The 21,365-nt window shown below is 39.4% G+C and carries 19 protein-coding genes and 2 pseudogenes; 4 read left to right on the top strand and 17 right to left on the bottom strand.

Annotated elements, in window-relative coordinates; all coding sequences use genetic code 11:
* Window positions 1-250: 250 nt before the first annotated feature.
* The 3 genes from ACWIX0_RS00475 to ACWIX0_RS00465 all read right to left on the bottom strand — a co-directional run bounded on the left by ACWIX0_RS00475 (window position 251) and on the right by ACWIX0_RS00465 (window position 2,006).
* Window positions 251-925: a DUF4276 family protein gene (locus ACWIX0_RS00475; protein ID WP_454170988.1), complete on the bottom strand. Its 675-nt coding sequence runs from the start codon at window positions 923-925 to the stop codon at window positions 251-253.
* On the bottom strand, window positions 922-1,542 hold the full coding sequence (locus tag ACWIX0_RS00470; protein WP_454170986.1) for an AAA family ATPase: 621 nt from the start codon (window positions 1,540-1,542) through the stop codon (window positions 922-924). Before ACWIX0_RS00470 ends, ACWIX0_RS00475 begins: the two co-directional genes overlap by 4 nt.
* A 152-nt stretch (window positions 1,543-1,694) precedes the next feature.
* The gene (locus ACWIX0_RS00465) at window positions 1,695-2,006 is read right to left on the bottom strand and encodes an AAA family ATPase (RefSeq protein WP_454170984.1); all 312 of its coding nucleotides are present in this window, start codon (window positions 2,004-2,006) and stop codon (window positions 1,695-1,697) included.
* Window positions 2,007-2,150: 144 nt separating this feature from the next.
* Here ACWIX0_RS00465 and ACWIX0_RS00460 point away from each other — a divergent pair, with 144 nt between their 5' ends.
* Entirely contained in the window at window positions 2,151-3,269 is a 1,119-nt protein-coding gene (locus ACWIX0_RS00460) for a hypothetical protein (protein WP_454170982.1), read from the top strand.
* Between the two features lie 169 nt (window positions 3,270-3,438).
* Here the strand turns inward: ACWIX0_RS00460 and ACWIX0_RS00455 are convergent, their stop codons facing one another.
* On the bottom strand, window positions 3,439-3,579 hold the full coding sequence (locus ACWIX0_RS00455) for a hypothetical protein (RefSeq protein ID WP_454170980.1): 141 nt from the start codon (window positions 3,577-3,579) through the stop codon (window positions 3,439-3,441).
* Window positions 3,580-4,127: 548 nt separating this feature from the next.
* Between ACWIX0_RS00455 and ACWIX0_RS00450 the strand changes: the two genes are divergently transcribed.
* Window positions 4,128-4,865, top strand: a complete 738-nt coding sequence (locus ACWIX0_RS00450; protein WP_454170978.1) for an outer membrane beta-barrel protein — start codon at window positions 4,128-4,130, stop codon at window positions 4,863-4,865.
* A 328-nt stretch (window positions 4,866-5,193) separates the two neighbouring features.
* On the opposite strand, the gene trpA is transcribed toward ACWIX0_RS00450, so the two are convergent.
* The 12 genes and pseudogenes from trpA to tkt all read right to left on the bottom strand — a co-directional run bounded on the left by trpA (window position 5,194) and on the right by tkt (window position 17,507).
* Window positions 5,194-6,012 carry a tryptophan synthase subunit alpha gene (gene trpA / locus ACWIX0_RS00445; protein WP_454170976.1) on the bottom strand — a complete coding sequence of 273 codons (819 nt, stop codon included), beginning with the start codon at window positions 6,010-6,012 and terminating at the stop codon, window positions 5,194-5,196.
* A complete protein-coding gene (gene trpB, locus ACWIX0_RS00440) occupies window positions 6,005-7,210 on the bottom strand; it encodes a tryptophan synthase subunit beta (protein ID WP_454170974.1) in 1,206 nt (401 codons plus the stop codon). Before trpB ends, trpA begins: the two co-directional genes overlap by 8 nt.
* Before the next feature lie 55 nt (window positions 7,211-7,265).
* Window positions 7,266-8,126, bottom strand: a complete 861-nt coding sequence (locus tag ACWIX0_RS00435) for a pyrroline-5-carboxylate reductase (protein ID WP_454170973.1) — start codon at window positions 8,124-8,126, stop codon at window positions 7,266-7,268.
* A 9-nt stretch (window positions 8,127-8,135) separates the two neighbouring features.
* Window positions 8,136-8,615 carry a rhodanese-like domain-containing protein gene (locus tag ACWIX0_RS00430; protein ID WP_454170971.1) on the bottom strand — a complete coding sequence of 160 codons (480 nt, stop codon included), beginning with the start codon at window positions 8,613-8,615 and terminating at the stop codon, window positions 8,136-8,138.
* Between the two features lie 139 nt (window positions 8,616-8,754).
* Window positions 8,755-9,588: a flagellar motor switch protein FliY gene (fliY, locus tag ACWIX0_RS00425; protein ID WP_454170969.1), complete on the bottom strand. Its 834-nt coding sequence runs from the start codon at window positions 9,586-9,588 to the stop codon at window positions 8,755-8,757.
* 81 nt (window positions 9,589-9,669) lie between these two features.
* Window positions 9,670-10,740 (bottom strand): flagellar motor switch protein FliM, encoded by a 1,071-nt coding sequence (gene fliM, locus ACWIX0_RS00420; protein ID WP_454170967.1) that lies wholly within the window; start codon window positions 10,738-10,740, stop codon window positions 9,670-9,672.
* The gene (locus ACWIX0_RS00415; protein ID WP_454170965.1) at window positions 10,733-11,428 is read right to left on the bottom strand and encodes an RNA polymerase sigma factor FliA; all 696 of its coding nucleotides are present in this window, start codon (window positions 11,426-11,428) and stop codon (window positions 10,733-10,735) included. The genes fliM and ACWIX0_RS00415 overlap by 8 nt, the downstream gene beginning before the upstream one ends.
* 26 nt (window positions 11,429-11,454) lie before the next feature.
* Window positions 11,455-11,844 carry a hypothetical protein gene (locus ACWIX0_RS00410; RefSeq protein ID WP_454170963.1) on the bottom strand — a complete coding sequence of 130 codons (390 nt, stop codon included), beginning with the start codon at window positions 11,842-11,844 and terminating at the stop codon, window positions 11,455-11,457.
* Between the two features lie 127 nt (window positions 11,845-11,971).
* On the bottom strand, window positions 11,972-12,826 hold the full coding sequence (locus tag ACWIX0_RS00405) for a P-loop NTPase (RefSeq protein WP_454170962.1): 855 nt from the start codon (window positions 12,824-12,826) through the stop codon (window positions 11,972-11,974).
* Window positions 12,823-13,881, bottom strand: a pseudogene (gene flhF / locus ACWIX0_RS00400) (flagellar biosynthesis protein FlhF); the annotation flags it as partial. The pseudogene flhF and the gene ACWIX0_RS00405, both read right to left, overlap by 4 nt.
* Before the next feature lie 878 nt (window positions 13,882-14,759).
* Window positions 14,760-15,227 (bottom strand): annotated as a pseudogene (gene folK / locus ACWIX0_RS00395) (2-amino-4-hydroxy-6-hydroxymethyldihydropteridine diphosphokinase); the annotation flags it as partial.
* A 189-nt stretch (window positions 15,228-15,416) separates the two neighbouring features.
* Window positions 15,417-17,507 (bottom strand): transketolase, encoded by a 2,091-nt coding sequence (gene tkt / locus ACWIX0_RS00390; RefSeq protein WP_454170960.1) that lies wholly within the window; start codon window positions 17,505-17,507, stop codon window positions 15,417-15,419.
* Between the two features lie 415 nt (window positions 17,508-17,922).
* Here tkt and metE point away from each other — a divergent pair, with 415 nt between their 5' ends.
* A complete protein-coding gene (gene metE, locus ACWIX0_RS00385; RefSeq protein WP_454170959.1) occupies window positions 17,923-20,292 on the top strand; it encodes a 5-methyltetrahydropteroyltriglutamate--homocysteine S-methyltransferase in 2,370 nt (789 codons plus the stop codon).
* A gap of 224 nt (window positions 20,293-20,516) precedes the next feature.
* Here metE and ACWIX0_RS00380 read toward each other — a convergent pair whose 3' ends face one another.
* Window positions 20,517-21,134: an FkbM family methyltransferase gene (locus tag ACWIX0_RS00380; RefSeq protein WP_454170958.1), complete on the bottom strand. Its 618-nt coding sequence runs from the start codon at window positions 21,132-21,134 to the stop codon at window positions 20,517-20,519.
* On the opposite strand from ACWIX0_RS00380, the gene ACWIX0_RS00375 reads away from it, so the two are divergent.
* Window positions 21,111-21,329 carry a hypothetical protein gene (locus ACWIX0_RS00375; protein WP_454170956.1) on the top strand — a complete coding sequence of 73 codons (219 nt, stop codon included), beginning with the start codon at window positions 21,111-21,113 and terminating at the stop codon, window positions 21,327-21,329. The genes ACWIX0_RS00380 and ACWIX0_RS00375 overlap by 24 nt on opposite strands.
* Window positions 21,330-21,365: the final 36 nt, after the last annotated feature.

The following is a 21,365-nucleotide window of genomic DNA, read 5'->3' as shown; positions in this document are numbered from 1 at the left end:
CAAGTTAAAATCCGCGCAGCAATCTTTTTCATTTGTATTATAGGATAGACTGCCACGCGATTCCACCCTTGCTACCTAAAAAATTAAGCAAAAAATAGATTGAAGTTATAGAAAAATCCTAAATGAAAAATTTGCAAATCATAAATAAATACAAAAAACAATAAAACCTCAAACACTTTGAGTAATATAAAATGTTGAACCTTTGTAAATGTATAAAAGACATTTTTATAATCATACAAACCTATAATTATCACAAACTTTGCAATGAAGCAATTTTCTTGCACCATTCATCAAAGTGCTTACATTTGTTTCTTATATGGGTGATAGTTATATTTTGAGTTATGATTTTGCCGTGAATTACCTTTCTGTATTTTGGAAATATGTCTTTTAGTCTATGAGATGGGCTTGCTTGTGGAGAATTGTTGATAAATTCGGGGTTATTAAATTCTTGGATAATTTTTTTAAGTTCATTTAAGCAGGATTGATTATTTCTCCATTCTGCATCGGCTTGACTGATTTTATCAATATTACTAAAAAGTAATCTTTCAAATTCATAAGGTTGAATGTGTGGAAAAAATCTTTGTTTATATAAATCGTTGGTATTTATATCATCACACAAACCTTGCTCTAAAATGCCTATTTTTTCGTAAATATCGCCTTTTTGTTCGTTGTATTTTGGAAAATCGCTAGGTAAGGCATAATAATCAAAAAATGTGCTTACAAAGACTTCTTTATGATTGAGCAAGTTAAGAATTTCTTTTTTTATCCTATGGTAATTTAAACCCCCGCCCTTATGCCCAACAGAAGTTTTTGTAATTATGGGTTTTAAATATAAATATGGCTTTATGTTTTTAAAATAAGGTGTTAAAACTTGCGTGATAAATGCCTCTTCGCTTTGCCCTTCGCATAGTATATATAAAATCATTTGGGGCGACCACCTATGAGATTACTATTCCACATTTCGCCCAAAGAATAATCATCAAGCCAAGACTGCAAATCTTTTGCTTCTAATCTTTTGAATATGGATTGATTATCTTCTCTATCAACGACTATAATATCTTGTGGCTCAAAATAATTGATAAGCTCAACGGATTGCGAAGAAATAATAATTTGCTTTTCTTTGCTTGCTCGTTTAATTAGTTCGCTTAAAACACAAAGAGCAAATGGGTGTAGCCCAAGTTCTGGTTCATCGATAATAAGCGTATCTGGCATAAGCTCAAATGGCTGTAATAACAAAGTCGCAAGAGCGATAAAGCGAAGTGTCCCATCGGACAAATAATGTGCCTTGAAAGGTGTATCTGGGTCTGTTTTATCAAACCATTCAAGCTGGATATATTCATCATCTCTTAACACAAAGCCACCAAAAAATGGAGCAACCATTTGAATCGTAGAGATAATTTGTTCGTAATGCTCTTTAAATTTATCGTTAAGCATTTTTAGATAAGGGGCTAGATTTTGAACATCTTGTTTGAAAATAAGATTATCAATACTCGCGCTTTTGCCTTTCATCTTTTGAAGTGTCGCTGGTATCGTGAAAGTCATAGATTTTCCAGCTGTTGATTGATTTTAAGTATGGAATCATTGGTTTATAACTGATATATTTTTCAACCTATCCAATACGAGATTCTTCTAAATTTTCGCCAATAGTTTCTTTTTTTGCTCCGTAAAATCCATAAAAAATGGTCATTTCATTTTTAACAAAAAAACTTATTTTCTGCTGTTGGAATGAGAGTAAAACTATAAGCATTGCGCTCAAATTCAAACTGAAAATAAATTTTCTCCGTATGCTTTCTGCCAAAATATAAAAGATTATCAGGTGATTTGCTTTGAGTGTAAAGCTGTAATCTTTTGTTATACATTTCTTTAAGAAGTCTAAATGCCGAGATAAAATTACTTTTACCAACTCCATTAGCCCCGATTAGTATATTTAAGTCTTTGAGCTCAAAATTTTCTAAAGATTTGATGGATTTATAGCCTTGTATAGTGATTTTATCTACTTTTGCCATTTTTACCCTTAATATTTTTGATATTCATTGTTAAGTTATAAAATTTTTGCAAAATTATATCAAATGTTTTGCTTATAAACATCAACTATAAATAATGCGATTTTTTGCTATAATGCTATGCAATTTTTAAAAAAGGATTTGATTATGACAAAAGATTCAAAACAAAATTTACACGATTCAAAGCAAAATTCGCCAAAAACGCTAATTATTTATCTCTCTTACGCAGGGTTAGGCGATAGTTTATTTTTTAGCCACTTGCCACGCATCGCCAAAACTGCAAACATAAACGGGGGGGGGGGGAATTACGATAAAGTCTATATTCAGCCCTTTTTTAACTTCCGCAGTGATGATTACAAAAGGCTTATTTGGGAGGTGAATCCTTATGTCGATGGCGTTTTAGAAAACTACTACATTGCTTCAACAGGGCAAAAACAAAATCCAAACGCCAAAATTCCCTGCAATAGCCCTCAATCAGCTCCCTTTTTCTCATACAAAAACCTCCCTTTTACACGCGGTGAAAATCTGCTTGATAAGATTATGCTTTTCTTTGGGCTTGATGATGGGGTGCGAATGCACGAGCCAGAGATTTATTATAAGCCCAAATTTCACCCTGAATTTCATAAAGTGATTTTTGACCCAAATTTTGTTACGCAATCAAGCTGTGAATTTGCCGACATACTGCACTTTTTCAAAGAAATGAATGTCAAAATAGACGCCGTTATGGCAAAAAAGCCCACAGGCAAAAATAGCAATCCACAAAGAGCGTGTTTTGACTATGATATTGACACGGAGTTTATCACAACGCCCACTTTGGAGGACTTTTGCGATTTGATTTACTCGGCAAAGGCGATTTATTGCTTTGTAACAGGCACGGCAACGCTTTGTGCTGCGCTAGGCAAAAGCGCAAATGTCCTTGTCGGCACAAGTGAGCCATATATCTGTCCGCGCTACTTGCACTCGCCACTACATAAATACTACAACATTTTTCCCGCTTTGAGCGAAAGGGCAATCTGCACAAAACGCATATATCGATTTAAAATCTTTGGCGTAAAAGGACAGATAAAATTTAAGCAAAAGAATTTTGCGCGAATCTTAAAGGCGATAAAAGCGATTTTGCCAAATGCGCTTGGAGCGCGAATCGCAGAGCGATTGGATATGGCATTTGGACCAAATCCCGATGGCACAATCACGCCAAGAGAAGCAAAAATGGCTTATGATAAACTTTGCAAGGAAGTTTTTGTGGAGAAAGATAAAAATGCGTGAAGCAGACTCAATAGTTGGTTTTTTATTATTTTTTGTTAGGATTTTATGTCAGCCTTGCTGTCCGATTTGAGTATTGCGTCTAAAATTCCCATAAATCTATGGCAAATAACCACTATATTTACATAAACTCTACTCACACGACATTTTTAGCTGTGAGCTGTGGATATAGCTATAGATTGCCACGCGTTGCCCTGCAACGCTCGCAATGGTAGGATACCCTCCCCCTAACCCCCTCCGCAAGGGAGGGGGAAATAATGCCGTCATTGCGAGCGGATTTGTCAAAATCTGCGTGGCAATCCACAAAAAGCAAAAAAATCCAAAAACACAAAAAACCAACAATCCAAAAAAAAGGCAAAAAAACCAATAATTAAAAAAACACAAAACAACTAATAATCCAAAAAATCCAAAATAACAATAATTCAAAAAATCCAAAAATGCAACAATCCAAAAACACAAAAAAACCAACAATCCAAAGAATACCAAAAAAAACAATAGCCCCAAAAATGCAATAATGCAAAAATCCAAAAATGCGACTGTGAAAAATTAACTTTTTTTAAAAAAATTTTCTACCACCCAAAAAATTTTTAAAAAGTTCAAAAATTTTTTTGCTTTTAAGCAAATCTTAATTAGGGGGGGGGGGGGGTAGAATATTGCCACGCTTTTGTTTTTTTTTTTTTTTTGTTTTTAAAAAATGCGTTTTTTTGCTAGATTTTGCGGATTTTGGGTGTTTGAACGCGTTTTATGTAGCGTTTATACATTGTGATAAATGCCTAAAAAATGCAAAATCTTAAGATTTATGCTTTTTTAAAAAATGGATTAAAAAGCGGAGCGAAATTTTACCTTATAATGAGCAAGACAATGAAAAAATTGTCAAAAATGGTTACAAGCGTGGCGGTGGCTAGCGTGCTAGCAAATGGTGTATTTGCCGAGGAAAGCGGGGTATTTGTAGGGCTAGAGGCTGGAAGTGTAGGCTATGGAAATCTAAACTATGAATACAACGACGAAACTACAACAAATGGCACAACTGAAAAAACAAAAGGAAGAACTGATGGCGGTGCAAATAGCTTTGGATATGGAATCACAGTGGGTTATAAACACTTCTTTACCCCAAAACTAGGCTTGCGCGGGTATGCAAATTTCAACCACATACACGGAGAAATAGGTGCTGGCAATGGTAGAAATATCGGTAATTTGTTTAACTACGGCGTGAATGTGGATTTTCTAGGCAATTTTTATAGTGCTGAAAGTTTGGATATTGGTGGGTTTATCGGGCTTGGGATTGGTGCAAATTCACTCACAGGCACTGATATAAATAGTATAAGAAACTATGCGAAAGAAATTATCAAGCAAGTTGAAGGGGTTGAAGGTGTAAGTAGCTCTATAAGCACGCCTGCAGCTAGCTTTGATGCGCATCTAAATGTAGGTTTGAGGGCAAATCTAGCCAAACACCACGGAATCGAAGCGGTAGCAAAAGTGCCATTTTTACCTGCGACAATCGCAGATTATAGCGTTTCCTCTCAAGGCAACTCAATGAAAGTAACTCAACAAATACGAAACACTTGGAATTTTAATGTGCGCTACACATATAGTTTCTAGTAGATTTTGGGGGGTTAAGATTTTGCTAGTAAATGTTTTTGCTTAGCAAAATCGTATGGCAAGTATAGATTTACTTGCCATACTCATAACTCCATACTAATAACGCAAATGTTTGCAACAAACTAAAATCTAACCAAAATCTAAAAAACTAAAATCCAATCAATGCACAAAAACTACACAACACGCAAAAATATAAAAAAAGCAAAATCTAACAACAACACAAAAACTACAAAATCCAAAAAAAAAAAAAAAAAAAACATATCAAAATCTAAAAATGCTAAAATCTAAAAAATCTACAAATAACGCAAAGTTTTAAAAAACCAAAATCTTAGCTAATCGCTTCTTTTATCTCGCGGGCAAATTTAGCGACTTCTTCTAGGCATTTTTTTTCATCTTTTTCATTTTTTTCACAGATTTTCATTATCGCGCTACCGATGATTACCCCATCTGCATAAGAGGCGATTTGCTTTGCTTGAGTGGGGTTTGATATACCAAAGCCAACGGCGATAGGCGTGCTAGAGGCTTTGCGGATTTTGCTTATCATTGATTCTAATGCGCTATCAAACCCGCTTCGCACGCCCGTTACGCCTAGTGAGCTAACGCAATAAATAAATCCGCTTGAGTTTTTTGCTACCATATCCACGCGATTTTTGGAGCTAGGGGCAACTAGCGTGATAAAATCTACGCCATATTTTTCACACGCACGGACAAATATGCCTTTTTCCTCATAAGGCACATCAGCTAGGATTAGCCCTCCTACGCCAAAACTAGCCATTTTGGCGACAAATGATTCTACACCATAAGCAAAGATGATATTTGCATAAGTCATAAATGCTAGCTTTATTTCGCTTTTGCTTCTCACGCGCTTTACAAAATCAAATACTTCCTCGCAATGCACGCCATTTTGCAAGGCTTTTGCGCTAGATTTTTGGATAGTCTCGCCCTCTGCGATAGGATCAGAAAAAGGAATCCCTATTTCGATAATATCCGCGCCATTTGATTCTAGCGCGTATAAAATCTGCTCGCTTAGCGCGATACTAGGATAGCCACAAGTGATAAATGGGATAAACGCTTTTTTTGTGGCATTTTTAGGATTTTGGCTAAATGCGCTAGAGAGCGCGTATTTGGATTCTAGTTTTTTACTCATAGATTTCCTCCCCTTTATACCTTGCCATAGCCGCGCAATCTTTATCCCCTCTGCCTGATAGATTTATCACTACGATATTATCTTTTGGCATTTTGGGGATTATTTTTAGCCCGTAGGCTATGGCGTGCGCGCTTTCTATGGCTGGGATTATCCCCTCTGTTTTTGAGAGATATTCAAACGCTTTGACTGCTTCATCATCGCTGATAGCCACAAAATCTACTCTTTTTATGTCATTTAGATATGCGTGCTCTGGACCTATCCCCGGATAGTCAAGCCCCGCGCTTATGCTATATACAGGCGCGATTTGCCCAAAACTATCTTGGCAAAAATATGATTTCATTCCGTGAAAAATGCCGACTTTGCCCGTGCTAATGCTCGCGGCGGTTTGGCTAGTATCGATGCCTAGCCCTGCTGCTTCTACACCGATAAGCCTAACTTTCTCATCGCCTAAAAAATGATAAAACGCACCGATAGCATTACTCCCCCCGCCTACGCAGGCTAGCAGGGCATTTGGCAGTCTGCCCTCTAGCTCTAATATTTGAGATTTTATCTCGAGTGAAATTATGCTTTGAAAATCCCTTACAATCGTAGGAAATGGGTGTGGTCCCATAACCGAGCCTAGCACATAGTGTGTATCATCTATGCGTGAAGTCCATTCGCGCATAGTCTCGCTTACGGCGTCTTTTAGCGTGGCTGTCCCGCTAGAGACAACATTGACTTTTGCGCCTAGTAGTTTCATACGATAGACATTTAGTGCTTGTCTTTTGGCATCTTCTTCGCCCATAAATATTTCGCATTCCATTTTCATAAGCGCAGCACCCGTAGCCGTAGCCACTCCATGCTGTCCAGCTCCTGTCTCGGCTATCACGCGGGTTTTGCCCATTTTTTTTGCTAGCAAAATCTGCCCTAGCACATTGTTGATTTTGTGTGAGCCTGTGTGGTTTAAATCCTCTCTTTTTAGATAGACTTTTGCTCCTCCTAGATGTTCGCTCATAGATTTTGCAAAATACAATAGTGATGGGCGTCCTACATAGGTTTTTAGCAGTTTAGATAGCTCAGTGCTAAAATCTATATCATTTTTGTATTTTTCATAAGCAGATTCTAGCTCTAAGATTGCATTCATCAGCGTTTCAGGGATAAACCGCCCTCCATATTCCCCAAAATACCCATTTATCGCTTGATTTTGTATTTTTGGCATAAAAAGCACTCCTTTTTAGATTTTACTTTTAAAATTTTGCTTGAAAAAGTGTTGCTTATTTTGGGCTATTTTGTCGCGCTTTTTTTACGCTTGCTTTGCAGGCTTTTAGAAATGCACCGCGCACGGCTTTGCCCTCTAGCACAGCTAGTCCTCGCGCTGTCGTGCCTGCTGGGCTAGTAACCGCTTCGATAATCTCTTGAGGCGTAGCAAAGTCCAAAAGAGAAGCAAACCCCTTAAAAGTCTGCTTTACAAGCAAGGCAGAATCTACCCTAGATAGCCCCTCTTGCACGCCTGCGTCTATTAGGCTTTGTGCTACAAGTGCTAGAAATGCGGGCGAAGAGCCACTTGTAGCGATAGAGCTATCAATAAGATTTTCGCTTGCTACAAATACCGCGTTCCCAAAGGATTCTATGATTTGCCTTGCTTCGTTTTTAAATGCGTTTTCGCTAGATTTGTCATCTTTGCTAGCGATAAAAACCGCTGTGGCTGATAGGCTAAATCTAGCACCTACATTTGGCATAAGTCTTGCAACATATTTTGAGCTTATATGAGATTCTAGCGTAGCGATATTTACCCCCGCAAGTGCGCTATAAACGCCTTTTGCCCTGCCTTCATAGCAAAAACTAGATAGCCCTTTTGGCTTTACGCACAAAAGTAAGATTTTATCTTGGATTTTAATTGTTAGCCTAGAATCTTTGCTGTCATTTTTGCTTGAATTGGGTTGTTTTGATTCTATCGCGGTGGCGTTTTTTAGTCTATGTTTGGTGATAAAATCTCGCGCTTTTTGGACATCTCGCCCGCAGATTTCAAGCGCGTATTTGCCCTGCCTATCTAATGCTAAAGCGATAGCAGAAGCCATATTTCCATAGCCTAGTATTAAAATAATATCTTTTTTGCTTTTTTGTGTCGCTGACATTATCGCCCTTTAAGTAGTGGATTCTAATCTATCGCACAATATCTCAAAACTCTCATCAAAGAAAAACACATTTTTTGCGCCCATTTTTGCTAGCTCACTGCCTATCATCGCCACCGTATAGCCCGAATAACAATAAAGCAAAAAATCCGTGTCCCTGTGAGACAAAACCTCACGCGACAAACTCTCAAAATCTGTGATATTTTTTGCATTTTTTATGTGTTTTTTAGCGTAGTCGCTAGATTGGCGAATGTCAATAATCTGCGCTTTTTTAGTCTCTAATGCCCCCTTTTTTAAGTCATCTTGGCTAGAATCTACACTAGATTTTTTGCTAGGATTTTTACTTTTTTGCTCGCTAAAATCGTGGCTAGAATTTTCATTAGATTTTGCAGTTTGTGATTTTATCTTGGCTAAATCACTAGCTAAATCCCCGCTTAAATCCTCCGCAAAAACAGGAAGTGCTAGTGAAAAATGCGCTGGGGTTTTTCTCATATTTTTGCCTCCATATTTTTTGAGTAATATTTGACTAATAATGTTGATTGATGAAAAATTTGTGATTTTTGCTAGGCAAAATCTCACTCGCTAGACGGGTTTTTGCCCGCTAGGCTATTTTTGCCCGCTAGACAAAATCTCACCCGCCTCTTAGTTGCTCTAATCTCTCGCGTTTTGTGCCAATATCTGTGATTTGGATTCCAAAGTTTCCATCAACGATTACTACTTCGCCTTTGGCTATGACTTTGTTGTCGATTAGCACTTCTAGCGGATCATTTGCAAGCTGGTTTAGCTCTACGACACTGCCTATATCCATAGAGATGACATCTTTTAGTAGCATTTTCTTTTGTCCTATGCGAACTTTTACGGTTAGATTTACATCTAAAAGCATACCGATATTGCGGATTTCCTCTGGGCTTAGCGAGGAGTGCGCTCCTGGGCTAGCAGCTGCCGCAGGTGTAGAGTTGCCACCTTCAAAATAAGGAACTAACTCTTTTGAAATTACGCCCACATAGCTAGAATTTGCCCTATTTAGCGAAAAAGACACTTCATAGGCATTGCTAAAATCTGCTAGTTTTGAAACATCATCAATTAGTTCAATCCCTACCACCTCAAAATCTAAATTTGGCAAATCCCCTTGCGATTTTAGCGAAGTGGCAATCGCACCAAATACATTAGAATTTATCTCCTTTGTCGCATCCAAATCATCGCTACTTGCCTCCGTGCCACTATTTCCCTCCCCTCCTAACATCAAATCGCTTAATGCCGTTACTAATTCTATGGGGTTTATTATCCCCGCTTTTGCATTGACATCGCCACTGACATTTATCGTAGTAAGCGCGCAAGGAAAATCCGTAACGATTTCGCTCACACTACCACTTTTTTTAAACTCCACGCTTGGAGCATTTCCTGTCAAACCCTCAATCGTAGAGATGATTTCAGCGATTAGTAGCTTAAAAAATGGGCTATCCATTTGCATTCCTCCTTATTTATTGTATTGTTCAATTTTTGTAGATTATTCATTTTGGTGTTTTAGATTTTACTTTTTGAACATCTAGTCTTCTTCCTCTTCCTCGTTTTCGGCATCTTCGATTTTGTTTTTGCGCTGGGTTTCGAGCATTTCAAGGATTTCTTTGACTTTGTCTTTTTCGGTTAGGATTTCTTCTTGGATTTTGATAGATTTGCGAAATCTCTGCAAGCCGATATTTGCGCGGTATTTATCCCTCCCATCGATACTTACCACCACATCATCGCTAGCAGGTTCATTTAGTCGTATCACATCGCCCACTTGTAAATCAAGCACTTCTTTTAGCGTGAGATTTGTCCCGCCGATAAATGCCTCTACGCCCACATCTGCGCCACCGATTAGGGCTTGTAGTTCTTTGTTGCGTGATTTTTTGGAATTTGTCTCGCCTAGATTTACATCTCTACTGCCAAGTCTAGGCAAAATCGATTCTAGCGAAATCACGGGGTAGCAAAAATTTATCATACCGCTAGAATGCCCGATGATAAGCTCCATAACCACCATTATGACAATTTCATTTTGTGCGACAATTTGGACGACATTTGGGCTTGATTCTTTTGCGTCAATGCTTGGATACATATCCGTGATAGAGCTCCACGCTTCTTTTAGCGTCTGCATCACTTGACGCAAAATCGTATCAAGCAAATTTAGCTCAATATCGCTAAATTCACGCGAATTGTCATAAGGATCGCCTTTGCCCCCCAAAAGCCTATCGATCATAGGAAATACAATACTAGGATTTATCTCTAGCACGCCCGTGCCATCAAGTGGTTTCATCGAAAATACATTAAAACTCGTAGGACTTGGCAAACTCATCAAAAATTCACCATAAGTCATCTGATCTACGCTATGGAGCTGAATCTCCACGATAGAGCGCATAACCGCTGAAATCTGGCTAGATAGCGCACGCGCCATTTTGTCGTGGATAGAGCGAAAGGCGCGGAGTTGCTCTTTGCTGACACGATTTGGCCGTTTGAAGTCATATAGCGTTACTTGTCGTTGCGGGAGTATATCGCTTCGACTAAGCGTATCATCATCTTTGCCATCATCGACTGCTTCTAGGAGGGCGTCTATTTCTTCTTGACTTAGTATATCAGCCATTTTGTTCTCCTAATGAATATCGAATCTTTTTTATCACTTCTTTTGCGATTTGTGAAATCCTAGATTCTGTAATGTGTAAAATATCTTTGATTTCACTTAGACTTAGCTCTTCTAAAAAATAAAGCTGGATTATAAGCTGCTCTCTTTGAGGGAAAGTTTTTAGCACGGATTGGATTTTATCGACTAGCTCTTCTTTTTCAAGTTTGTCGATAATATTTGTAGGCTCCATAATATTATATTGCTCATCGATTGGCACAAGCACATAAATATCAGAGGCTATCTTTGCTTCTCTAATCTTTTCCACACTTTCATTTAGCACTTTTGAGAGGTATTCATCAGTAGGCTCTTCCTCGTGCTCGTTAAAATACCTGCTTACTTCTGCATCAATAGCTTTGATAAGTTTGCGCGAAGAGCGAGAGACTACATCAAGCGCACGCAAATAATCAAGCATAGCACCATATACGCGAGATTTTGCATAGCCCCAAAATGAGTCATTTAGATTTTCATCATATCGCCTTGCTAGTTTTAGTAGCTCCTCTGTGCCAATAGAAATCAGCTCGCTTACCTCCAAATGCGCAGGCAATCGCTCTTTGATACGATATGCCATCGCTTTGACAGCGGGGAGGTAGGCTACGGCTAGCTCATCTTGGTTTGTTTGTTTTACTTCTTGGTAGGCTTGAGGTATCATTGGCAACCTTTATGGGCTTTTTGCGTTTATGCGGGATTTTCAGGGATTTGGGCTGGATTTTGGACATTGTTTATGGTGCTGGCTTGCGCGATTGATTCTTGTTGCTCGCTTAGCTCAAAGCTAGCGATAAATCTAGCAATCGCCCTCGCTTCTTTTTCTGTGTGGTCAAACTCACCATCAAAATAGTCAAGTTGCTGTTCAATGTAGTCTTTATTTGCAAGCATAGAGCTAGGTTTTGGGTCTTGGATATAAGTATAAACTGCTGCCATTGTAAGGGAGATTAGATACATACAAATCGTAACGATGATAAGCAAAAACAGCACTAATTCAGGCTCGTTAAATTTTATCAAACCTATCGTTAGCCCGATAAAAAATCCTGCCACAACAGAGAGATTGATAAAATTTGACATACGCATCGCTAACCCCTTTTATGTTGTGGTTTATGTGTAGATATTGCCGCTATTTTGCACGATTTTGCAAACTTTGATTTTTGTCTTTTTTGGATTTTAGGCAAATTTACCAAAAATCTAACAAGCACAAAGCCTACAAATAGCCCAAAATACGCTTGAAAAAGCTTCCAATCGTGTCTGTGGGTCTCTCAAGCATATTATGTTCCATTTTATCTACAAGCCGTTTGGCAATCGTTTGCATAGAAGTCGAAAAAACATTATTTGGCTCGACTTTGCACATTATTTTTCTGCGCAAAATCGCTTGCTTTAAAGCGTTGTTTATCGTAAATCCGCCCAAAAGTTGCAAGCGCAAATTTGGGATATTTTTTTGCGCCACTTTATAAATAGTGTCAAATACTTGCGTGATTTGTGTTTGGGTATTTGCCATATTTACTAGCATCATACATTCATTTGTAAATTTAGAATTTACCTTTAGCATAGCGTAAGCATCGGTTTTTGATGAGGGCTCAGGCGTAGTGATAACGATGATATAATCACTCGCACGCAAAAATGCCTGCGTCATATTACTTATCCCAGCACCCGTATCCACCACCACATAATCAAATAGATTCCATATATCCGTATCCCCAGCAAAATCCTCAATCATATTTGTAGATGAATATCGTAAAATCTCCTCGCCACTATCCCCGGGAATCAAATACAAGCCATTTTCGATTTCATAGATGACTTCTCTAAAATCCACTTCGCCTTTTAATGCGTGCAAAATATTTTTTTCTGTCTTTACGCCAAAAATCAAATCCAAATTTGCTAGCCCAATATCCGCATCAAAAACCCCAACGCGATAGCCCATTTTATGCAGGCAATACGCAAGATTTGCAGAAATATTTGACTTGCCTACACCACCCTTGCCCGAAGTAACGGCGATAAATTTCGCCGTAGTTTTTCTAGGGGATTTCATCATAGATTCTAAGTTATGTGCTTGATTCATTTTGTTTCCTTATCGGGGTAAAAAAACCCGCCCATCAAACAATCGGCGAGATAATTATTGTCCGCTACAATAACATCGCTTGGGACTTCCTGCCCCACACAAAGATAACTTATAGGCTTTTTTGTCTCATACACAAGCGAGAATATATTGCCAAGCCCGCGCGCTTCATCTAGCTTGCTAAAGATAAAAGTATCTATCTCTAGCTCGCTAAAAGCTAAGTAAGTATCTTTTAAATCCTCATACTTTGTGCTAGCAGATAGCACAAGCGATACATCAATCTTATATTCGTCATTTTTGACAAACTTTTTAAGCGCGTTGATTTTTTGTTTGTCGTATTGAGAATGCCCAGCAGTGTCGATAAAAATATAATCACAATACCTTATCGCCTCGATTTTGCTTAAAAAATCGCTAACATCGCTTGCAGAATCAATGCTAATTCGCATTTTGCGAGCATACCACGCAAGCTGCTCTTGCGCACCGATACGATAATCATCTAGAGTGATAAGCCCTACTTTTTTCTTTTGTGGCAAAATCTGTGAAAATCTAGCGGCTAGCTTTGCGATGGTTGTGGTTTTGCCAACTCCTGTTGGTCCCACAAAAATGATGATTTTTTTGCCCACACTATTTTCTTTGCGACAATAAATCATTTTTCGCATCACTTCGCGAAAATATCGCTTGATAGTCGCGCTTTGTGAGCGCATTTTAAGAGGCATAAATTCTGTGCTTAATCGCATAATTTCTTCAATATGTTCCTTATTCATACCACTTGCTTTTGCTATGCGATAGATTTCGGCAAATTCTTTTGGCACTTCGATTGCCATATTTGGACGCTTCTCTTCCCAAAGCGTATTTTGGATAAGTTTGATTTTGTCATTTAGCGATTTTAGCTCGCTATAAATCTCTTTAAACGCGCTAGATTCTAGGCTTGCTTGAGAGTTTGCCTGCTTTGATTCTACGCTTGTCAAATCTAGCGTTTTTTTTGCATTTTTGATTTTTTTTAGCGCGGATTTTAGGGCTTCTTTATTCGTAGGATTAGCACTTTTTGGGGCTATTTTTTTGGGTGCAAATTGTTGCGGGGCAGTGTTGTTATTCGCGTTGTTATTTATGTCTTTGATAGATTCTAGGGAATTATACGCCCTAGCTTGCGTATAAGCATTTGCCTTGCTAAATTCATTATCCAAATCCTCAAAACCATACTCCCACTCCTCATCATTCCCAAAGCGCGTATTTGCCTGCGTGTTTGGGTTTATGGCAGAATCTAGGCTGGCTAGATTTTGCGCTTCTAGTTGGTATGAGTTTTGGAGGTAAGCATTTTGTGGATTTTGCGGATATGTTGCTAGATTTTCCTCATCATCTTCGCGTAACTCGATTTGTGAAGTCTCAGGCAAGATAAGTTTTTCGCTTTTTCTTCCCCGCCTTTTTGTAGGATTTATGCGATTTACAGGGCTAGGAGTTCCCATCACTTCGCGGATTTCGCGCACTGCGTCTGAAAGCTGTATGGTTACATCATCATCTAGCATTTTGCTTAGATTTTTTTGTCGTTTTTTCTCGGCAAATTCCCTCTCTTCTATCTCGCTAAGCCTTCGTTTTATGCTATTTTTTGGCAGAGATTTTATATCTGTTTCATCATTTTTGTTTTCTAAAAAAGTAGGATTTTGTGGCGTCAAATCCGCTTCGCTAGGCAAAATCACATCATCATTTACCCCCACTACAAGTTCATATAGCCCTGCTTGATTTAGCGTTTTTTTGCGGACTTCTTTGGTTTGGATTATCATCGCGTCATCGCCAAGCGCATCTCGTGCTTTTTTTAACGCTTCTGCTGGCGTCTCGCCACTAAAAGTAAAAGTTTTCATCTTTGCCCCTTGCAACACATTTTGTAATAATCCATTTTGCTTGCGCCTTGCAAGCGATTTGCCCCATCATAAAATCTACCAAATATATACCCGCAAAGTAGCATAGGCACTAGCACGCTAGCGCGTTTATGGTAATTTTTGTGAGGTAAGTTTAGGTAAGTCCTCTCTACCAACAAATCATTATAAAAAATTATATCAATATCAAGCATTCTTGGCGCATTTTTAAACTCCCTTTTTCGCCCCCTGCCAAACCTACGCTCCAAATAAAAAACAAGCGCATAAACTTGCAAAATGCTAAGCGAGGTGCTAAGCACGATAATAGCATTATAAAAATGCGCTTGATTGGTGTAGCCAAAGGGTGGATTTCGATAAATAGGACTTGTAGCGATGCTAAAAATCCTAGAATGCAGGGCAAAAAAGCAAAGCAAATGCCAAAATCTAGCTAGGATTTTATTTTTATCGCCTATGTTTGCGCCGATCCCTAGCACAAGCACATTTGAGGTGGTTTTTTGTGTGCGTGCGCTGTGCGCGTAGCGTGTGCTATGTATGCTTTGATGAAAATCATTTTTGCAAATCATTTTTTTTGGACTATGGCTTGGGAATCCCCTAGCACATATTATTTCGTGGTTGTTTTCATTTGCTAGTCGCGCTGTATCGTGCTTTTTTGGATTTAGGACGCGTTTATTCATTTACTTATAAAATCTCCATTTTGGATTTTGTGTAGATTTTATGCGATTTTAGCACTTTTTGGTATTGTTTAATAACTCTTTAGCGCGATTTGCGATATTTTGCGGGCTAAATCCAAAGTATTTAAACAGCTCATCGCCCTTGCCAGAATGCCCAAAACTATTTATTCCTAGCACATTTTCAGCAAAAACATACAGCTCCAAACCGCGTGAAGCCTCTACGCACAGGACTTTGCCTACAAGCAGAGATTTTACCCACTCTTTGTTTTGCAATGCTAAATCAAAACAAGGCATACTAACCACGCGAGTAGCAATCCCGCTAGATTCTAGGATTTGTGCGGATTCTAGGCAGGTATACACTTCGCTACCGCTTACTAAAAGTGTGATTTGTTGGGTGGTATTTTGTGGATTTTTAGAAAAATCTTTGATGATATACGCACCTTTTTTTATAGATTTTAGCCTACTAGCAGGCTCAAGCGCACAATCCAAAACAGGCAGATTTTGACGCGATAGCACAAATGCACAAGGCACACTATTTTCTAGAGCCACTTGCCAGCACAAAATATTTTCATTTGCATCTGCAGGGCGAAACACAAGCAGATTTGGCATAGCGCGAAAATGGCTAAGCTGCTCTATGGGCTGATGAGTCGCGCCATCTTCGCCCACACCGATAGAATCGTGCGTCCAAATATAAAACACTTTAGAGCACATAATGCTTGCCACACGCACGCTTGCTGCCATATAATCGCTAAATACAAAAAAAGTCGCACAAAAAGGCAAAAATAGCCCGTAATTTGCCACTCCATTGCATATCGCCCCCATCGAATGCTCTCGTATCCCAAAATGCGCTACTTTGCCATTTGGGAAATCCCCCTCATTTTCTAGCGCGGTGTTATTGCTCGGGGCTAAATCCGCGCTCCCTCCTACAAATCCCAAAATCGCCTTGCTAATCGCATTTAAGATTTTGCCATTGCTTGAGCGCGTGGCTATGCTAGAGCCAACCTCAAAGCTAGGATATGTTATCGCGCTAAAATTTGGCGAGACAAGAGAATCTAAAATCGCTTTATTTTGTTTGGTTAGTTGTTGCTCCCATAGCACTTCTAGGCTAGCTCCCACTTCTTTTGTCGCCAAAAAAGCAAACCGCACTTCATCGCTTATAAAAAATGTCTTGCTAGAATCTAACCCCGCTTCTTTTTTTGCCCACGCTAAAATCTCTTTCCCAAGCGGTGCGCCGTGCGTTTTGTGGCTACCTTCTAGCGTGCTAGCTCCTTTGCCAATGGTGGTGTGAGTGATGATAAGCGTAGGGGAGTTTTCATTTGCCCTAGCTTTAGACAAAGCTAAATCTATGCTAAAAAAGTCGTGTCCATCGCATTCATACACGACAAAGCCTTGCGCTTCAAATCGCGCTTTGACATTCTCGCTAAATGCTAGCCCCACTTCGCCTTCAATGGTAATATTGTTGCTATCATAGATTAAAATCAAATTATCTAGTTTATGAAACCCCGCTAAAGAACAGGCTTCATAGCTTATCCCCTCTTGCAAATCCCCATCGCCACAAATACAATAAACCTTGTGATTTAGCACGCTTTGATTTTGCGCATTTTTGCCTAAAATGTGATTTGCGTGCTTTTGACTTAGGGCAAACCCCACCGCATTTGCTATGCCCTGTCCTAGCGGTCCTGTGGTGATTTCTACGCCTTGCGTTAATGGGTATTCTGGGTGTCCGGGCGTTTTTGAATCTAGCTTGCGAAAAGCACGCAAGTCATCTAAACTAATATCAAACCCCCATAAATGTAGTAGCGAATATAATAGCGCGCTCGCGTGCCCACCGCTAAATACAAGCCTATCTCTATTTAGCCATTTTGGATTTTTTGGATTTAGGTTGATGTGGTAGCTTAGAGTGGTGGCGACTTCTGCTAGCCCCATAGGGGTCCCTGGGTGTCCGCTATTTGCATTTTCTACAATATCAGCGCACAAAAACCGCAACTCTTTTGCCATTTGTTTTAGCAATGGCTCGTTTTCTTTGGATAGTTTCGTCAGTATTTTTGGGGATTTGGTAGTAGTTTTTGCATTTTTTGGTAGAGAACCGTTACTAGCGTTGCTAGATTTTATGTTGTTTTTAGATTTTTTAGAGAGTTGCATTTGACATTACCTTTGATTAGAAGTGTTTGTGATTAAAAGTTTTTTGCAAAATGTCTTGCGCAAAATCACGCAAAACACATTTGCAAACATACATTTAAAAATAAAATTTCTATGTAATTGTGCCAAAAAAAACTTATAAAATCTCTTAAGCCACACATAAGATTTTGCAAGTCTTAGTAGATTTTATATATTTTTGGATTTTATTTTGGTGTTTGCTAATTTAAAAACTTAAATGAACGCAAATATTTGGAAATATTATTTTTATAGAAATTGCAAAATTTGCTATTTTTTGCATAAACACATATTGTGTTTAATAAATTTTGTATATAATTCTAGCTTTTTTAGGTTTTGGATTCTATGAAAAGTGTTTTTTATACATTTCAAAACAACATTCTACACGACAAAAGGACAACTTATGAGCAAAACAAGTAATCCGCAAACAAGCATATTAGGATTCCCTAGAATCGGGCAAAATAGAGAGCTAAAAAAGGTGTTAGAAGCCTTTTGGGCTGGGAAAGCAAGCGAAAATGAATTACAACAAGTCGCAAAAGACTTACGCGCAAAGCATTGGGGCTTACAAGCAAATGCCTCTATCATCGCGCCAAGCAACGCAAAAGGCGATTTAAAAGGTGGCACAACCGCGACAAAAGGGCTAGATTTTGTCTGTGTCAATGATTTTAGCTTTTATGACAATGTGTTGGATTTGGCATTCGCACTTGGCGCAAAGCCCGCAAGATTTGCAAATCTCAACGGATTAGAGGGCTACTTCGCCCTAGCACGAGGGCACAAAAGTGGCGTGGCGTGCGAGATGACAAAGTGGTTTAACACCAACTATCACTATGTCGTGCCTGAACTTAGCATTGATGACAGCTATAAGGCAGACGCACGGGGTATAATCGCGCAATATAAAGAGGCAAAATCGCTAGGGCACACGCCCAAAATTAGCCTTATTGGGCTTTTTACATTATTTGCGTTGAGCAAAATCCAAAGTGGCGACTCTCACGCGATTTTCAAAAAGCTAAAAAGCGCGTATTTGGATTTAATCGATGAAATTGTCGCGGGGTTAAGGGCTCTAGATTCTGAAATCATCATCGAATTTAGCGAGCCTATCTTTGTGCGCGGATTTGATGAGCAAATCTTTGGGTTAGAATGCGGTAAAGGCGGGAGTGCGATTAAGTGCATTTATGATTCTATCAGCGATAAGGGTGTTAAAGCGATTGTAAGCACATTTTTTGAGCATAGCAACGAACTTACCGACATCTTGCTTGAGAGCAAAATCTATGGAATCGGGTTAGATTTTCTCACAGGGAGCAAAAATTTTGACGCACTAGAGTCAATAGCTAAAAGCGATAAGGTGCTTTTTGCAGGGGTAATCGATGGGCGCAATATTTGGGTGGCAAATTTGGAATCTAAACTTGCTTTGCTTGAACAAATCGCGCAAAAAATCCCAAAAGAGCGAATCGTAGTGGCGAGCTCTTGCTCGCTTCTCCACACGCCTTTTAGCAAACAAGGCGAAGAAAGTGGTAAGATTCCTAGCGAAATCCTCTCTTGGCTTAGCTTTGCAGAGGAAAAACTAAGCGAAATCGTGCTCTTAAATGCAGTGTTTAGAAATGGCATCACAGAAGAGACAAAATCCGCGTGGGAGCAAAACAAAGAGGCAAATCTCGCCAGAGCAAAATCTACACTCACAAATAATCCAAAAATCCGCGAGCGCGTAGCGGGGATAAGCAAAAAAGAACGCGATTTAAAATTTAAAGAGCGCATTAAAATTCAAAGAGAGATTTTAGGCTATCCAAACCTTGCCACCACCACCATCGGGAGCTTCCCGCAAACGCCCGAACTCCGCGCGTTGCGACTAGGGTATAAAAAAGGCGAGATAAGCCAAAGCGACTATGAAAAGGGCATAAAAGATTATATCATTGATTGCGTGCGATTCCAAGAGGAAGTGGGGCTAGATGTGCTTGTGCACGGCGAGCCAGAGCGCAACGATATGGTGGAGTATTTTGGCGAGCAAATGGAGGGCTTTGTTTTCTCTAAAAATGCGTGGGTGCAAAGCTATGGCTCTCGCTGTGTGAAGCCCCCTATCATCTATGGCGATGTGAGTCGCCCAAAGGCTATGACGGTAGAGTGGATAACCTACGCCCAAAGTCTCACAAGCAAGATAATGAAAGGAATGCTGACAGGTCCTGTAACGATTCTAAATTGGAGCTTTGTGCGTGATGATTTAGCGCGTGAAGCGGTATGTAAGCAAATCGCGCTAGGCATCGCTGATGAAATCAACGACTTGCAAAACGCAGGGGTAAAAATCATTCAAGTCGATGAAGCCGCATTCAAAGAGGGCTATCCATTGCGCGCTGAAAATATCAAAGAATATGAGCGATGGGCGTTAGAATCCTTTAAAATCTCCACTGCGGTGGCAAAAAACGAAACGCAGATTCACACGCATATGTGTTATAGCGAGTTTAACGACATTATTAAGACAATCGAGGCGTTGGACGCTGATGTGATAAGCATTGAAACGGCGCGAAGTGGCAATGAATTGCTCAAAGTCTTTAAAAGCGTGGGCTATGCAAACGAAGTGGGACCGGGCGTGTATGACATTCATAGCCCTAGAATCCCTAGCGTAGAGGAAATCGTGGTGCAAATCAAAGCATTGCTCGAAGTGCTCCCACAAGAACAACTATGGATAAACCCAGACTGCGGACTAAAAACACGCAAATGGGAGGAAGTAAAGCCCAGCTTAAAAAATATGGTAGAGGCGGTGAGAGTCGTTAGGCAATCGTAAGTGTTTTGCGTGGTAGCAATTTGTATTTGGGTAATCATTGCAGAGATTTGGCATTTTCCCACAAGGCACGCACGAGCAGTGCGCTAACCTTGTGTCAAAATGCCAAAAACTCCGCAAGCACCACCGCAACTACTTCGATTGTTTTTGCGTGATTTAACGATATACAAAATCTAAAGTCTAAATTTGCGCAAGGATTCACACAAAGCAATCCAAATCAAACAAATCTACTCCACTACTTCACAAAATAGCGCAGTTTCGGTTGTCAAAGATAAATCTACGCCTTTGTGAATCTTAAATTTATATCCCAAATTCCAGCTTTCAATTAGTGGCTTTATCCCAAAATAATCGCTTGGCTGATGATAAATACTTAAAAGCATTGCGGGTTTTTGCGCACAAATTGTCTCTTTCGCACCTTTCAAAAACTCCATTTCAAAGCCCTCAATATCGACTTTGATAAAGCCAACTTCGATATTATGCTCACGCACAAAATCATCAAGTGTCGTTACTTCCACACTCTCAGCAATCGCGCTATCATCGCCAAAAATCGCGCTACTACCACCGATACATTCTGGGCGATAATTGATTGTTATCTCGCCTTTTTCCGCCCCCAAAGCCTTATTTACAGGGATTATGCGTTTTGAATTATTTAGCTCCAAAGTGCGTTTAAGAAGCCTAAAATTTTCTCTTGTCGGCTCAAAAGTGTAAATATTTTTATCGCAAAATTCTCTCTCAAATAGCACCGCGCTATCGCCGATACACGCGCCCACATCGATAAAATCCTTGCTTCGCATTCGCTCCAAAGTCTGTGGCTCTAAAATATGCAAACTATGCTTGTGCCACATTACAGAGATTTCGCAAAAATTCGTAGGGAAAAAGTAACCATCGTAGCTGTAAAGATTTTCAGCAAGTTTGAAAATATTTGGGTAAAACTCTGTGTAGATTTTTGTGAGTTCATCGCGCTCATCTTGCGTGAGATTATCAACGCGCCAAGAGTTAGTTTCGTAAGCAAACTTTTCGCGGTAAATTTGCCGAAGTAGCCAAATTTGATTTTCTACGCTTAATCCCGCACATAG

The sequence above is a fragment of the Helicobacter sp. T3_23-1059 genome, from assembly GCF_053654515.1.
Note: the sequence above shows the minus strand (reverse complement) of the source record. Positions and strands in the feature narration are given on the sequence as shown.

What these genes read in the sequence shown, in the direction of transcription:
- ACWIX0_RS00475 (WP_454170988.1), bottom strand. Translation starts at nt 925, where the DNA reads ATGATTTTATATATACTATGCGAAGGGCAAAGCGAAGAGGCATTTATC.
- ACWIX0_RS00470 (WP_454170986.1), bottom strand. Translation starts at nt 1,542, where the DNA reads ATGACTTTCACGATACCAGCGACACTTCAAAAGATGAAAGGCAAAAGC.
- ACWIX0_RS00465 (WP_454170984.1), bottom strand. Translation starts at nt 2,006, where the DNA reads ATGGCAAAAGTAGATAAAATCACTATACAAGGCTATAAATCCATCAAA.
- ACWIX0_RS00460 (WP_454170982.1), top strand. Translation starts at nt 2,151, where the DNA reads ATGACAAAAGATTCAAAACAAAATTTACACGATTCAAAGCAAAATTCG.
- ACWIX0_RS00450 (WP_454170978.1), top strand. Translation starts at nt 4,128, where the DNA reads ATGAAAAAATTGTCAAAAATGGTTACAAGCGTGGCGGTGGCTAGCGTG.
- trpA (WP_454170976.1), bottom strand. Translation starts at nt 6,012, where the DNA reads ATGAGTAAAAAACTAGAATCCAAATACGCGCTCTCTAGCGCATTTAGC.
- trpB (WP_454170974.1), bottom strand. Translation starts at nt 7,210, where the DNA reads ATGCCAAAAATACAAAATCAAGCGATAAATGGGTATTTTGGGGAATAT.
- ACWIX0_RS00435 (WP_454170973.1), bottom strand. Translation starts at nt 8,126, where the DNA reads ATGTCAGCGACACAAAAAAGCAAAAAAGATATTATTTTAATACTAGGC.
- ACWIX0_RS00430 (WP_454170971.1), bottom strand. Translation starts at nt 8,615, where the DNA reads ATGAGAAAAACCCCAGCGCATTTTTCACTAGCACTTCCTGTTTTTGCG.
- fliY (WP_454170969.1), bottom strand. Translation starts at nt 9,588, where the DNA reads ATGGATAGCCCATTTTTTAAGCTACTAATCGCTGAAATCATCTCTACG.
- fliM (WP_454170967.1), bottom strand. Translation starts at nt 10,740, where the DNA reads ATGGCTGATATACTAAGTCAAGAAGAAATAGACGCCCTCCTAGAAGCA.
- ACWIX0_RS00415 (WP_454170965.1), bottom strand. Translation starts at nt 11,428, where the DNA reads ATGATACCTCAAGCCTACCAAGAAGTAAAACAAACAAACCAAGATGAG.
- ACWIX0_RS00410 (WP_454170963.1), bottom strand. Translation starts at nt 11,844, where the DNA reads ATGCGTATGTCAAATTTTATCAATCTCTCTGTTGTGGCAGGATTTTTT.
- ACWIX0_RS00405 (WP_454170962.1), bottom strand. Translation starts at nt 12,826, where the DNA reads ATGAATCAAGCACATAACTTAGAATCTATGATGAAATCCCCTAGAAAA.
- tkt (WP_454170960.1), bottom strand. Translation starts at nt 17,507, where the DNA reads ATGCAACTCTCTAAAAAATCTAAAAACAACATAAAATCTAGCAACGCT.
- metE (WP_454170959.1), top strand. Translation starts at nt 17,923, where the DNA reads ATGAGCAAAACAAGTAATCCGCAAACAAGCATATTAGGATTCCCTAGA.
- ACWIX0_RS00375 (WP_454170956.1), top strand. Translation starts at nt 21,111, where the DNA reads ATGCAAACTATGCTTGTGCCACATTACAGAGATTTCGCAAAAATTCGT.
- ACWIX0_RS00380 (WP_454170958.1), bottom strand. Translation starts at nt 21,134, where the DNA reads ATGTGGCACAAGCATAGTTTGCATATTTTAGAGCCACAGACTTTGGAG.